Origin of the sequence: Methanosarcina barkeri 3, assembly GCF_000970305.1 — an archaeon.
Classification (GTDB): Archaea; Halobacteriota; Methanosarcinia; order Methanosarcinales; family Methanosarcinaceae; genus Methanosarcina; species Methanosarcina barkeri_A.
Genome location: NZ_CP009517.1, coordinates 661,992 through 676,672, shown reverse-complemented (window position 1 = coordinate 676,672; position 14,681 = coordinate 661,992). Strand labels below are relative to the sequence as shown.

The following is a 14,681-nucleotide window of genomic DNA, read 5'->3' as shown; positions in this document are numbered from 1 at the left end:
CATAATTACCTAATTAAACTCTTTAAAGTTCCCCGTCGATTGCTGCAAGCATTGCTCCCATCTTACGTTCGGTTTCCCTGAATTCGTAACCAGGATCAGAGTCAGCTACGATTCCTGCTCCGGCCTGCACTGACGCCTTCTTATCCTGTACAATAATTGTCCGAATTACGATTGCAAAATCAGCGTCTCCGTTCCAGCTATAATATCCGACTCCTCCACCGTAGATCCCTCGCGGGGAAGTTTCAAGTTCGGAAATAATTTCCATGGCACGGATTTTCGGAGCTCCCGAGAGAGTTCCTGCCGGAAATATTGCCCTGAAAGCATCGAACTGGTCACATTCAGGTCTCAGGGTGCCTATAACCTTACTTTCTATATGCTGGACATGAGAATACTTCAGGACTTTCATGAACTCGGAAACCTTTACCGAACCGCTTTCCGTAACCATTCTCACATCGTTTCTTCCAAGATCGACAAGCATTACATGCTCAGCCCTTTCTTTCTCATCATGCAGCATATGTGCAGCAAAAGCCTCATCCTCGGCTTCGTTTTTTCCACGAGGGCAGGTGCCTGCAATCGGATTTGTGATTAGAGTCCTTTTATGTACAGTCAGCAGAGTTTCAGGGCTTGCCCCGACAATTGCCAGATCTCCAAATTCAAAGATGTACATGTAAGGACTTGGATTAATTGCTCGAAGCTGCATATAAAGTTCAAAAGGCGACTGCTCAAGCGTAAATTCACGTTTTCTGGAAAGGACTGCCTGAAAGATATCTCCTGCAAAAATATGTTCTTTCGCCTGAATTACCGATTCCTCAAATTTCTGTTGTCCGTCGCTACTGTCCGAAACAGGTAAGCCAGAAAAAATTGATCCGCTCGGTATCGCTGATTCTATTGAATCTCCGGAAAGAGGAGCTTCCTTTAGTATGGTATAGAGCTTTTCGGCTTCCATAAGAGCTGTTTCATAGATTTCTCCTGCATCCGAACCCGGGTTTATAAAAGGAGTGAACACGATATATATTTCTTCAGTCATATGGTCGAAAACAAAAGTTTTCGAGACCAGCAGGTACTGGAGTTCCGGAATTTCGGATTCAAAGCCTTTTTCGACCCCTAACCAGCTATCGTAAATAGCATCATAAGCTGTATAACCTATAGCTCCGCCCAGGAAGGTCTGCCTGTCAAAACGCTGAGCATTCAAGAGTCCCATCCCGTTTTCAGGAGGAAATGCCAGGCGAAGGGCATCGAAACCATCTTTTCCCTGAGGAATTGGAGCCGTGAATTTTACGCTTCCCATTTCTGAGTTTTCTTTCTCCGGATTTTCCTCCTCTACGGTTTCACACCCGCAGGTACCTTTGATTTTCGAGAGAACTCCTTCAAAAAAAGTCGAAGCACCTGGGTTAAGGAGCTCAAGTGAAATTTTCCTGTCACTTATTCTAACTACGGCATCAGGGTCATTTCCAACAAAGGAGTATCTTGCCTTAGTTTCCTGTTTTTCCACTGATTCCAGCAGGTACGAATAACCTGAGGTCCCTGAGGCACGCAGGGTGCGGTAAAGTTCAAGAGGAGAACAGGTAATGTTATCGATTCTTGCAAGGAGCTGGATAAAACCTGACTGGGCCATTCCAGAAGCAAGCTCTTTGAATTCTTCTTTTCCAAGGTCAAAGGAAAGCATTAGCACACCTCACTTCTTCAATAAAACTTTTGATTTTTACGGCATCTTTTTTCCCGCAGGTCTCAACCCCGGATGCCGTGTCCACAGCATAAGGAGAAACAGCTCTGACCGCTTCCCGCACATTTTCAGGCTTGAGCCCACCTGCAAGAATAAGGGGAAGCTGCGTTTCTTCTGAGATTCGCCGGCTCAAAGTCCAGTCGTGCACACAGCCTGTGCCACCTGGCTTTTCGGGCCTTGCCGAATCAAGCAGAATGGAATCTACAATGTCTGCATCTTCCAGAAGGTTGACCTCTTCAAGCAGGCTTGAGGCAAAAGCCGAGTTTTCTGGACTTTCGCTTGAAGCCTCTCCCTGTGCAGGTACGGACAGAGTTTTTATGATAGGGATTCCGGTTTTTTCTTTTATTATTTCGAGTTCAAGAAGAGGAAGCCTTGAATGTATCTGTACTATATCGGGTTTTATCTTTTCAATCAGTTCCAAGGCAGTATTCGCGTTTTCAGGCATGATTACCAGTACGGAACTCAGAGTTTCAGGGACTCTGGATACAAGGTAGGCAGCAGTATCGGAATCTAGTTTTCTTGGGCTTTCAACAGGAACTTCCGTAATAAATCCAACTGCATCGGCTCCGTAAAAAGCTGCGAGTTCGATTTCTTCAGGGCTGCGAATTCCGCAGATTTTCGTTCTTGTTTTCGCTTTCGCTGTCATGCCCTCTCTCCCGAGGTCGGGCTTAATATAGACGTTCCGGAGCGCATCGAAGTTCTTTTTCCCGAAAGATTTCTCTTACTTTTCTGTCTGTAAAACCCTGAAGTAAAAGTCCTGAATTGATTGAATTTAACCATGACTTTTCCACTGTCTATGGCATCCTCGGCAATAGGAATTGCTTGCCTGATAGAACCTACTATACCGCCAACATACAGTGCTGCAGCTGCATTCAGAACTACAATATCTCTTTTTGGCCCTTTCTGACCCTTAAATATGCACAGCAGGTCTTTTGCATTTTCTTTTGGAGTACCACCCTTTATATCCTCGGGATTTGCCTGCAGCATACCAAGATCTTCCGGATTCAGCGTATAAGTTGAAACACTTCCGTCTTTTAACTCTGCAACATAGGTTTCACCCGTATTTGTGATTTCATCCATTCCGTCTCCGTGCACAACAAGAGCATGCTCGGTCCCTAGTTCCGCAAGAGCACAGGCAATTGGTTCACAGAGCCTTTTATCAAAGACCCCTATTACCTGCCCCTTAGCACCTGCCGGATTTGTCAGAGGCCCAAGAATATTGAAAACCGTGCGGACCCCGAGCTTTTTCCTTACCCCTGCAACCCTCTTCATAGCCGGGTGAAAAACCGGAGCAAACATGAACCCTATTCCTATCTCTTCGATTGTTTGCCTGACAGCTTCAGGCTCCAGGTCAATTTTAATTCCAAGCGCCTCAAGTACATCCGAACTCCCTGACATTGAAGTTGCAGCCCGGTTTCCATGCTTGGCTACAGGAACGCCTGCTGCAGCAGTAACAATGGCAGCTGCGGTCGAGATATTAATTGTATTTAGGCCATCTCCTCCTGTCCCGCAAGTATCCACAAGCCTGAAAGGTGTTTTGGGCCGGATCGTGTTTCCGGCTTTTTTCATCCCCCTTACAAAACCCACAATTTCTTCGGGCTTTTCACCTTTTGCCCTCAGAGCCAGCAGAAATTTCCCGATTTCTTCGTCCTGTGCTGTACTCAGAATTTTGCCTACTGCAGCTTCGGCTTCTTCGGGGCTCAGATCCTGCCCTTCTTCCAGCTTTTGAATGTATCTCTGCATTTCTCCTCCCTCCTCCTTTTAATTCCTGATTTATTCCTTTCAGATAATTATACAATTATTAGAATTGTTAACATTCTTTATTTTCCAACTGTTGATTTTCTTTATTTTCCAACTGACATTCTATATTTTCCAACTGTTGATGTTCTTTGTATTCCGGATTATTTCCCTTCAACTGGCTCTTCTGATTCCGGATTTTAGTTCACTTGCAAGGGCTTCAAGCCTTTCGTTTACGTCTTTTCCTTCCTCTATAATCTTAACAAAAGCCGAACCGACTATGACAGCATCCGCTCCTGCTTCTCTAACTTCTGCAGCCTGTTTTCCTGTTGAAATCCCGAATCCCACAGCCTTAGGAAGCCCGGTTTCTACTCTGGAAAGTAGCTCTCTGGTAGAAGACGAGACATCTTCCCTGGCTCCTGTGACCCCAAGCCTTGAGACAAGGTAAAGGAAACCAGAACCTCTCTCCAGGATCTTTCGGACCCTTCCCTCGGTTGTTGTGGGTGCAATTAGGAAAATCAGGTCAAGCCCGTGCTTTTCGCAGCTACTTTTCAGGTCAGCCGCTTCTTCTACAGGGATATCGGGTACTATCAGTCCGCTTATTCCGGCATCTGCAGCTTTTTCTACAAATTTTTCCACTCCGTACCTGAATACAGGGTTATAATAGGTCATGCAAACAAGTGGAATCCCAACATCCAGGGTTTTAATAAGCTCAAAATAGCGCTGTGTATCCATGCCTGCGGAAAGTGCCCTCTGGCCTGCCACCTGGATTGTCGGGCCATCCGCTACAGGGTCCGAAAAAGGAAAACCGAGTTCTATAATATCTGCACCTCCGTTTACCAGAGCTTTTACAATTTCCTCGGTTTTTTTTGCAGACGGATCTCCTGCCATTACGTAACAGATCAGGGCTCCTTCTTTTCTCTCCCTGAGTTCGGAGAATTTTTCGGAGATTTTTTGTCTCTCCATCTCAGATCCCTCCTCTCAGGCTAAGGACGGTTTCCAGATCCTTATCGCCTCTTCCAGACAGATTTACAACCACTACCTCTCCAAGTTCCCCGGCTTCCGAGGATTTTTTCAGGTAGGCAAGGGCATGGGAAGATTCCAGTGCAGGAATTATTCCTTCAAGCCTGCTCAATTCGTGAAAAGCTTCAACGGCTTCGTCATCAGTCGCATACCGGGCTGTAACCCGGCCGCTCTCGGACAGGTAAGCCAGTTCAGGTCCAACCCCTGAGTAGTCAAGCCCAGCGGAAACGGATTCGGATTCAAGGATCTGTCCGTTTTTATCCTGCAGTACTTTTGTTCTTGCACCGTGCAGGATACCTTCTTCTCCTGCACAGAGGGAGGCTGAATGAAGAGCGGCTTTTTCCGTGCATTTCAGTGATTTTCCTCCGGCTTCTACAGCAATCAATTTGACTTCTTTATCTTCTATAAAGGGATAGAAAATTCCCATTGCATTGCTTCCGCCACCTGCACAGGCAATAATGGAGTCAGGCATACGCCCTTCTTTTTGCAGAATTTGCCCCTTTACTTCACGCCCTATAACACTCTGGAAATCCCTTACTATTACAGGATAGGGATGAGGCCCTACAACCGAGCCCATGAGGTAATGTGTGTTTCCTACGTTTGTGACCCAGTCCCTGAAAGCCTCGTTAATGGCATCTTTAAGGGTTCTTGATCCGGTTTCCACAGGTACTACTTTAGTGCCCATGAGTTCCATGCGATAGGCATTCATTTGCTGACGCTTGACATCTTTAGCACCCATGTACACGATAGTTTCAAGTCCAAGGTTTGCTCCTGCCATAGCAGTTGCAGTTCCGTGCTGTCCTGCACCGGTTTCGGCAATCAGCCTGGTTTTTCCCATGTATTTTGCAAGCAGGGCCTGTCCGATAGCGTTATTTAACTTGTGTGCCCCTCCGTGCACAAGGTCTTCCCGTTTGAGGTAAATTTTTGACCCGTACTTTTTGCTCAGGTTCCTGGCAAAATAAAGAGGCGTTTTCCTGCCTGCAAAATCCTGCAGGTAATGGTCAAGCTCGGCAAGGAATTCAGGGTCGTTCTTATACCGCTCGTATCCCTCTTCCAGCTCTTCTAAGGCCGGCATGAGAACTTCGGGTACGTACTGTCCCCCATATTTCCCATATTTTCCTTTTATCTGGCCCATCTGCTCGTTTTTCAAGTTCTTCTTCGAATCTGTGAGCTCATTTAAGTATGAGTTCTTTGCAGGAAATTCTGAAATTTCAGTTTCTGTCAATTCTATTACTCCCTTATTTTTGATGTAGTCCTATTACGTTATTTGATATCGCATTCGGAAGTGCAGTTTTTGATTTTATCATGGAAACAAAATTTAGTTTTGAACGATTTTTAAGTAAATTTTTAAAGGATTTTAATCAAAGTTTTATAAATTTTGAGTGAGTTTTGAACAGATTTTAAACAAATTTTGAACAGATTTTGAACGGATTTAAACGGATTTTGAGTGGATCTGAAATGAATCTGAGTGGATTTTTCAACCCGTCCAGCCAGGCCGAAAGCTCCGAAAAGTCTGAAAAAAAAGTTATTAACGCCAACCAGCGCTCTGGACAAATTCTTTTGTTTTATCAAAAACCGAATTACTTTCCATAAGTGCGGAACCTATCAGCACGGCATCAGCACCTGCCTGAATTACCCGTCTGACATCCAGTACGCTGTTCATCCCGCTTTCGCTTATTATAAGATGCCTGGTTCCGTGATCAAGGTCGCACTCCCGGATAATAGGAGCCAGCTCTTCTGTGGTTCCGAGATCGATTTTAAGCGTCTCTAAGTCCCGGTTATTAATTCCTATAACTCTTGCAGCGGTTTTAAGAGCTAAATCGAGTTCTTGCTTGTTATGGACCTCTACAAGAGGTTCAAATCCCTTTTCAATAGCAAGTTCGACAAAAACTCCTAGTTCTTCCCCAAGGATACCTGCGATCAGCAGTACAAGGTCACTTTGAACTTCATCAAGCTGCTTCCTGTCAATAATGAAATCTTTCCTCAGGACAGGTAAACAAACCGTATTTCGCACGGAATCCAGGTTTTCAAGTGATCCCCTGAATACCAGAGGCTCGGTCAGGACCGAAACTGCAACAGCTCCGGCTTCTTCCATCTCCCATGCAAGCTCGGCAGCCGTTCCAGGCAGAATATCTCTGAAAGCTCTCCCTGGTGACGCGGGCTTGACCTCTGCAATTACAGGCACCTTCCCGTCGGCTTTTGCATCTGCCACAGCCGAGATAAAGTCCCTTTTCTCAAATCCCATATCCAGGCCTTCACGGCAGGTCTGAGGCCCCAGAGCCTGGATACGGGTTTTTGTTGTATTGAGGATATGGAGAATTGAAGCGTGCATATTTTATCACTGAAGTATAGTTTTGTACATCAACGTCTAATGAAGTACTTCCTATAAATAGGTTTTGGATATGCTCAGATGTATGAACTGAGATTCTGATTTCATAAAAGCCGGAAATTCATGTTCTCAATCAAACTTATTTTGGATTTCAAGAACAGAGTCCATTTCTTGCTCGTTTTCAATGGTGCACTGCTTACCACTTATTCATAGCATGAAGAAAAATCGCAAAAATTTTTGGTTCTAAAAAAACTGTTAACGTGTCTAATTTTCGTCTTACACTCCATTGAGTAAGAAAATTTCAGATTTAAAGAAAAGACTTTATAAATTAAAATAATTGTAAGTTATTAACATTTTTATATATGAATATGAAGCGAAATATAAAGGAGGAATTTAAAATAAAATATCAACAAGCCGATATATTCAAAATAACGTCAATTTGCTTGACTATCGTTTTTCTGGGATTGGTAAGCGCACCTGTTACGCACGCTGAAACTTATAATTTTGTTACAAGTTGGGCTCAAAATAATTATGGGCATTTTGATTCTCCAGAAAGTACTGCTGTAGATTCATCGGGTAACGTTTATGTTGTTGATGTAGATAAGAATCGAATTCAAAAATTTGACAGTAAAGGTAACTTCATAACTACGTGGGGTTCCGAAGGGACCGGGAATGGACAATTTGAGGATCCAGAAGGTATTGCTGTAGACTCCAAGGGCAATGTGTATGTTTCAGATAATAAAAACAATCGCATTCAAAAATTCGACAGCAATGGCCAGTTTATCAAAAAATGGGGTTATTCCGGCACCAATAATGGACAATTCAACAGCCCATGGGGAATTGCTATAGATTCCTCAGACAATGTTTATGTTGCCGATTCCGGAAACAATCGCTATCAAAAGTTTGACAGCAACGGCAATTACCTCTCACAAATAGGTTCTTCCGGTGGTTCTAATGGACAATTTAAAGAGCCAAAAAGTGTTTCTGTAGACTCTAAAGGCAATGTTTATGTTGCCGATTCCGGAAACAATCGCATTCAGAAATTTGATAGCAAAGGTAAATTCGTTACTACATGGGGTTCATATGGTTATAGTGGGGAAGGGAAATTTGAGTATCCAAGAGGCATTGCTGTCGACACTAAGAGCAATGTTTATGTTGCCGATTCCGGTAACGATCGTATTCAGAAGTTTGATAGTAACGGTAATTACCTTACTCAATGGGGTTCATACGGTTACAGTGGAGAAGGGAAATTTTACTCACCAAGAGGTATGGCCGTAGACTCTTCAAATAATATTTATGTCATCGATACCAATAATAACCGTATACAGAAGTTTAACAGTAATGGTGGATTCCTCGCTCAATGGGGTGGCGATTGTGGATGGGATTCGAATCCAAGTCCAAATGGTGTTGCTGTAGATTATTCTGGGAATGTTTATGTCGCCGATGATAGTAATAATATTCAGAAATATAACAGTAAAGGTATTTTTCTTTTCGGATTTGGTTCTTTTAGCAGTATAAACAGCCATCTGGATCCAAATGATGTTGTCGTAGACTCTAAAGGTAATGTTTATGTTATCGATACTTCCAATAATCGGATTCAGAAATTAAGTCCTAATGGCAGCTTCATTACCACATGGGGTTCTTACGGAAGCGGAAATGGACAATTCAGGTCTCCGAAGGGTATTGCTATGGATTCCTCAGGCAATATTTATGTTGCCGATACTTACAATAATCGCATTCAGAAGTTTGATAGCAACGGAAACTTCATAACAGGATGGGGTTCTCGGGGAAGCATTGATGGACAATTTTATTATCCATGCGGTGTCGCTGTAGATTCCTCAGGCAATGTCTATGTTGCCGATACTGATAATCAGCGCATCCAGAAGTTTGATAGCAATGGTTACTATCTTACTCAATGGGGTTCCTCTGGAAACGGGAATGGACAATTCAGGTCTCCAAAAGGTATTGCTGTAGATTCTTCTGGGAATGTTTATATTGCAGATGAGTCGAATCATCGTATTCAGAAGTTCGACAGTAAAGGTAACTTCATTACTACATGGGGCTCTTACGGAAGTGGGAATGGACAATTCAAGTATCCGTCTGATGTTGCTGTAGATTACTCAGGCAATGTTTATGTTGCCGATAGTTACAATGATCGCATTCAGAAGTTTGCTCCACCAATATTACCAATTCCTACAGCAAAGTTCAGCAGTGATATTACTCAAGGGTATGCTCCACTTAAAGTGAAATTTACTGATATGAGTACCAACAGTCCAACTTCATGGAAGTGGACTTTCGGAGACGGGAATACCTCAACCAAGCAGAATCCTACATACACATACAGTAAAGCAGGAAAATATACTGTTAGCTTAATGGTAAAGAATGCTGCAGGCAGCAACACGACAACAAAAACAAATTATATCACCGTCAAATCGGCTATTGTAAAGCCTGTTGCTGAATTTTCTGCAACTCCAACCTCTGGGAAAATTCCATTGACAGTAAAATTCACAGATAAAAGTACAGGAACGCCGACTAAATGGAAATGGACTTTTGGTGACGGAAACACTTCAACAAAACAGAATCCAACTTATAAGTATTCAAAAACAGGAAAATATACAGTGACACTTACAGTTACCAACGCAGCAGGTAGTAATACGGTAACAAAAACGAATTATATCACAATAGTAGCAAAACCCGTTGCTGCATTTTCCGCATCTCCAACGTCCGGGAAAGTACCATTAACAGTAAAATTCACAGATAAAAGTACAGGCTATCCAGCTTCCTGGAAATGGACTTTTGGAGATGGGAGCACTTCAACAGTTCAGAACCCAACGCATAAGTATGCCAAAACCGGAAAATATACTGTTAGTTTAACAGTAAAGAATGTTATTGGAAGTAACACTAAAACTATCTCTAACTATATTACAGTAAAGTAAGTAAATAATGATGAGTAGCTAATGAAAAACAGACAAGGTCTAAAAGATATTTATATTTGATTAAATCAATCAATCAATCAATCAATCAATCAATCAATCAATCAATCCTTTTAGCCTTGTTTGAATTTTCTGTAATTCTTTTAATCTTTTTGTTTTAATACCTTTACTTGTCTACCTGAAAAATATTACTTTAATTTTTCAATGTGCATTATTGAGTTTTAGATAGTTTCTTAGTGCAGGAACAAACTCTGAGAGATTTATCTTTAAATGTGGATACAATAGCATTTGAAAATCTCTTATAGCTCTCGATGGAATTCATTTATAAAAAATAATTACAGATTATGTACATAATCTCAATTAATAGTGCCACAGCATACACGAGGACTTTTTGAGTGCCATGGCGAACATTTTTTATATATTAACCTGATGTATGCTCCAGATTGAGGTGCAGCCGTGGAAACAAAGACCATTAAAATTAGTGCCGAGCTCTACGAAGCGCTCGATTTTTGTAGAGACAGGAATAGTGATAGTGCCTGGGAGTCGAGGAGCACGATAATTTCAAAATTGTTAGTGCGATACGATGATACCTGCCAGCTTATACACGAGGACGGCAGCTACTGGTTCGCCGTTAATGGCAGGAAACGAAGTTTCCCGGAGCTCACACATACTACGGAAAATGTGAGAATTACGCAAAACCTTCATGACAGGCTCAATGAAGCAAAGATCCATCCTGATGAGACAATAAATACCGTCTTGCAGCGCTTATTGTTTTCTTACTATGGCAACAAACTGGTTTACCGTATTAATATAGAATCCACCAGCAGCAAAGACAGCCAGGACTTAATATTCTTCATGCACGAGGTCCTTCTGACAGAACCAAAATTTAATAACGCATTGTTTATCGAAGTTGTAAATGTAGAAAATTACCCGGAAATGAAGAGTAAATACGAAAGAAGTACATTACCTCTATCGATATTGTACGATTTTGAAGGCCATCAGGTCTGGCGCATGGAAGGAAAGCATGATCTATATGAGGTAAGAAGAAAGTTGGAGTCCTTTATCGACTCGTTAGAAGAGTTTATTGACTGATGTGCAAGCCAGAAGAGCTTGCAGACAGGCGTGAGATACATTCGCGCCAGAGTTCTCTAGCTTTCGTCCCTTTGCAAGTTACCAAGTATTCGACTGGAATAGAGCAACTTCCAAATTCTATTAAGCAAAGTAGGTATGCCACAATTTTCAGATCTGGCCGATGGTCTGTTTCCACTTAAGAAGTAACCAAAAATGAGTCCAAGACAATTCGTCACGTGCAGCGTGATAAATTTTTAAATTTATAAAGTTGGCTACCACTTTTATTAAACTTTCAAATTATAAATAAGTCACTAATTGCTAAGTTTTTGATTTTTTGATTATCTTCTTTTACAGCGCATCTTGATTTGCTTTTTCATTTTTTTCGTAATCCTTGTGTTCCAACCGCGCTGATGCGCGTGACAAATATCGTTAGGATATCAGAGGCTTGCATTAAACCGTTCTATATTTTCGTTTAAAGAAATCAGGGAATTTTCTATCTCACTCGAATTTCCGGGGTTTGACCCCAGCACACAGAGTATTGAATTCACTACTGCTATGCCTGCCTCTATCATCTGAAACACGGGTGTGAGAAACCGGAAGTTAAGGCCGATTTCCTGGCCCGTTACTTCAGTTTCGTTATATGTTGACGCGAAATCAGTTTCATTATTTTCGTCTTCAAAAGTGGTCCCCTCTTCATCAGTTAGTGCCGCTGAAGTTGAAAGTGTTGACAAAATAACCAGGAAGCTTGCAGCTATCCTCAGGTAAAAAACCTGGACACTATCCATAATAATTTCCCCCACTAATACCTCTCAAATTTAGTAAAATCACTCAATGATTAAAAATAGTCCTTTAAGACTATAAAAAGTTAGTTATTCATATAAATTATTATACCAGGTGAAAAACCTTAGTAAAGATAAAATTGATTACTAAGATATCTGGTGAATAAGACTTTAAGCAAACATTCTCCATAAAAAATTTGCAAAAATATGTGAAAATCTATGTTCAAGATACTGTTTCATAACTGTACTTTAAGTTAAATGAAACTGTAAACTATGGAGTAAATGAAAGTAAGGAAATTATAAGTTCTCTAAACCGAGAAAAAATGATGATAAGTGATAACTTCAATATGTTAAAGAACCAAAAACATAATAGAGATATTTTTAGTTTGATAAAGTCCCATAATGAAGCACCTTTAAAATCGAGATTAGAAAAGTATCGTATCTGAAACTCTATTCAATATATTTACAAATGTCCAGAATTTAAGTGTCCAGAATTTAAGTGTCCAGTATTTAAGTGTCCAGTATTTAAGTGTCCAGTATTTAAGTGTCCAGTATTTAAGTGTCCAAAAAAGTGCCCAAGATTAAGTTGTTTGAGTTCTTATCTGGTTAGTTTTCCGATAAAATTATCAGTCATGGATGCATAAAATAAGATAGGGCTTATTCGTTAGTCCTTTCTAATAAGTGCCGGTTATGCAGGAGAGACCTTTCGATAAATTTCAAATTCTGTGCAATCAAGATTCTCCTGCTTCTATATACCGGCGGAGGATTGTACAAATGAGCCCACGGCTGGCTTTATATTTTAGTTAATGATTGAATTTGTGGTTGATAATTCAGAGTGATTGATCAGTATCTGATCAATCTCTCTTACCACCAGCCGCCCCAGCCGTCACATTCGTCGCCTTTAATCTTACAGGCACGAACTGCTGTTATGCAACAAACCTCTTTCTCCTTTTTGCATCCACAACCACAGCCGTCGCCGCCAAAGAAACCACCAAAGCCGCAAAAGCCGCCAAAGCCACCGCCGCAGCCGCAGCCGCAGCCACAATTATCGAACTTTTTAAAGAATGGAAATCCTCCCATTGTATTTACCTCCATATTTACTATATTTTTATTACTTTTCTAGTCAGTTTATGTAATATTTTATATATTTTAGTAGATATAATACAAGATTCGAGTAATATTTCTCAAATCAAATTTTATATCGACTTCCCAACTCTTTTATTACCCCTGATAACCACATTATGGTCTGTCTTCGCGTGAAGAAAAATCAATTTAACTTCTGTTATCAGGAAGTACAATTAATAATATAATTGTAAATTATATAAGCATAATAGAATAATATGTTCTTAATATTAAATAGTCATTGAAAAAGCTGGGAAATCATGCTCTGTAAACCGCGTTAAATTATAAGCTTAATTTACGAATTTTAATTCCTTTGATTTATATAAAACCAGGAGTTCAGGTTTTTAATTTTATATTTATGCAAAAATAAAGCTTTTATGGCATAAGTACATTATATCCTGTGATTATAGCCTTTTTAGAGGCTTAATATAAGCTAATTTATCAAACAAAAATAGAGTTACTTATACGATTTTTGAACCTCAGTACTCTAAGATTTTTATATAAAAGTGAATTATTTATAAAGTAAATTACTCATAAAATTGACTATTTGTTCTAAACACTTAGTTTTCGCTTAAAATAAAGCTTTTCCAAAAACATAACTAATAAGAGAAAATATTAACTGCTAATGTAATAGTTAAGTGATTTCCAGTAAAGGATTCGCAATTATATAATATGAAAAAACTAGGGTGACTGTGGAAAAAAGAGTAAATGCATATATATTAACAGATCTATAAAAATATTCGCTATTATATCGAATTTTTATAGCTTGTTTCTAAACTGAGTTATTGCTGAACTAATAAATATAAATAGGCTCATTCATTAAAGAGTGCCGGTTAGTTACAGAAGAGACCTTTCAGTACATTTTAAAACTCTGATACAATCAGGGTTCTCCTGCTTCTATATCCGACAAAGGGCTGCATGAATGAGCTATCATTGGTTTTACATTTTATTTTACATTTTATATTTCTCTATTAAGTATGTGGTTTGACTGGTCAGAGTGATTTAATCAATATCTGATTAATCTATCTTTAACACCAGCCGCCCCAGCCGCCGCCTTTAATACAGCAGGCACGAACTGCTGTTATGCATTTAACCTCAGGCTCACAACCACAGCCGCCCCAGCCGCCCCAGCCGCCCCAGCCGCCGAAGCCGCCGCAACCGCAGCCGCAACCATCAAATCCTCTTCCAAATAATCCGTATCCTCCACCCATTATATTTACCTCCAATTTACTATATTTTTGTTTGTTGTATGTTTTTCTAGTTAATTTATACGATTTTTATATATTGGGAATGATATAATCCAAAGATTAGAGTACATATTTCTCAAATCAAATTTTATATCGACTTCCCAACTCCATTGTTACTCCTGACAAGCGTGTTATAATCTATATCCCCTTAAAAAGAGGCAGATTTAACTTTAATTGCCAGAAAGTACAATCAATAATATAATAATAAATTATATAAATAGAATAGAATAATAAATTCTTAACATTAAATAGTCATTGAAAAAGCTATGAAATCAAGCATTGAGAAGTCCTGTTTAGTTTTGTATTTAATTTATAAAATTTGAGTTTTTAAATATGTAGATAAATCAGGACTTATAGTCTGCAATTTAATATTTATAAGTAAATAAAACCTCGATGGTATGGATATACTACATCATCCGGTTATAATCAATTTGGAAGCTCAAAAAAGGCGTATTTAGTAAAAGAAAATAGAACTACTCATTCTGTTTTTAAACTTCTTCGCTTGTATACATTAAGAGGAAAGTGTATTATTTCTAAAATAAACTATTCTTATAAAATAGTGAGCTTTTGATTTAATCAGCCTGAATCGAAAACCGCTTTCAAACACATGAAACTATTGCTAACCTACACAGGTAATAAAATATATAGCCATCAATTCAAGACAATTAATCTGAAATGACCTTCCTGTCTTGAAATGATGACCACTTTTATTCATCA

11 protein-coding genes and 1 pseudogene are annotated in these 14,681 nt (G+C 40.0%); 2 read left to right on the top strand and 10 right to left on the bottom strand.

Annotated elements, in window-relative coordinates; all coding sequences use genetic code 11:
- Positions 1–22: 22 nt before the first annotated feature.
- From trpE to MSBR3_RS02760, 6 genes are all read right to left on the bottom strand, one after another.
- Positions 23–1,666: an anthranilate synthase component I gene (gene trpE, locus MSBR3_RS02785; RefSeq protein ID WP_048106305.1), complete on the bottom strand. Its 1,644-nt coding sequence runs from the start codon at positions 1,664–1,666 to the stop codon at positions 23–25.
- Positions 1,653–2,369 (bottom strand): phosphoribosylanthranilate isomerase, encoded by a 717-nt coding sequence (locus tag MSBR3_RS02780; RefSeq protein ID WP_048106303.1) that lies wholly within the window; start codon positions 2,367–2,369, stop codon positions 1,653–1,655. The genes trpE and MSBR3_RS02780 overlap by 14 nt, the downstream gene beginning before the upstream one ends.
- Positions 2,366–3,466, bottom strand: coding sequence for an anthranilate phosphoribosyltransferase (gene trpD, locus MSBR3_RS02775; protein WP_048106302.1), 1,101 nt, complete (start codon positions 3,464–3,466; stop codon positions 2,366–2,368). Before trpD ends, MSBR3_RS02780 begins: the two co-directional genes overlap by 4 nt.
- Before the next feature lie 168 nt (positions 3,467–3,634).
- Positions 3,635–4,426 (bottom strand): tryptophan synthase subunit alpha, encoded by a 792-nt coding sequence (gene trpA / locus MSBR3_RS02770; RefSeq protein WP_048106301.1) that lies wholly within the window; start codon positions 4,424–4,426, stop codon positions 3,635–3,637.
- Between the two features lies 1 nt (position 4,427).
- Positions 4,428–5,708 (bottom strand): tryptophan synthase subunit beta, encoded by a 1,281-nt coding sequence (trpB, locus tag MSBR3_RS02765; RefSeq protein WP_463605538.1) that lies wholly within the window; start codon positions 5,706–5,708, stop codon positions 4,428–4,430.
- A 303-nt stretch (positions 5,709–6,011) separates the two neighbouring features.
- A complete protein-coding gene (locus MSBR3_RS02760; RefSeq protein WP_048106300.1) occupies positions 6,012–6,815 on the bottom strand; it encodes an indole-3-glycerol-phosphate synthase in 804 nt (267 codons plus the stop codon).
- Positions 6,816–7,255: 440 nt separating this feature from the next.
- Between MSBR3_RS02760 and MSBR3_RS20860 the strand changes: the two genes are divergently transcribed.
- Together MSBR3_RS20860 and MSBR3_RS02750 are read left to right on the top strand one after the other, a co-directional pair.
- Positions 7,256–9,748, top strand: a complete 2,493-nt coding sequence (locus MSBR3_RS20860; RefSeq protein WP_329956823.1) for a PKD domain-containing protein — start codon at positions 7,256–7,258, stop codon at positions 9,746–9,748.
- A 453-nt stretch (positions 9,749–10,201) separates the two neighbouring features.
- A complete protein-coding gene (locus MSBR3_RS02750; protein ID WP_048106299.1) occupies positions 10,202–10,837 on the top strand; it encodes a hypothetical protein in 636 nt (211 codons plus the stop codon).
- Between the two features lie 416 nt (positions 10,838–11,253).
- Here the strand turns inward: MSBR3_RS02750 and MSBR3_RS02745 are convergent, their stop codons facing one another.
- The 4 genes and pseudogenes from MSBR3_RS02745 to MSBR3_RS19885 form a co-directional block, all read right to left on the bottom strand.
- Positions 11,254–11,601 (bottom strand): hypothetical protein, encoded by a 348-nt coding sequence (locus MSBR3_RS02745; protein ID WP_048106298.1) that lies wholly within the window; start codon positions 11,599–11,601, stop codon positions 11,254–11,256.
- Positions 11,602–12,058: 457 nt separating this feature from the next.
- Positions 12,059–12,151, bottom strand: a pseudogene (locus MSBR3_RS21690) (hypothetical protein); the annotation flags it as partial.
- Between the two features lie 308 nt (positions 12,152–12,459).
- On the bottom strand, positions 12,460–12,675 hold the full coding sequence (locus MSBR3_RS02740) for a hypothetical protein (protein ID WP_048106296.1): 216 nt from the start codon (positions 12,673–12,675) through the stop codon (positions 12,460–12,462).
- A 1,070-nt stretch (positions 12,676–13,745) separates the two neighbouring features.
- On the bottom strand, positions 13,746–13,928 hold the full coding sequence (locus MSBR3_RS19885) for a hypothetical protein (protein ID WP_048106294.1): 183 nt from the start codon (positions 13,926–13,928) through the stop codon (positions 13,746–13,748).
- Positions 13,929–14,681 lie beyond the last annotated feature (753 nt).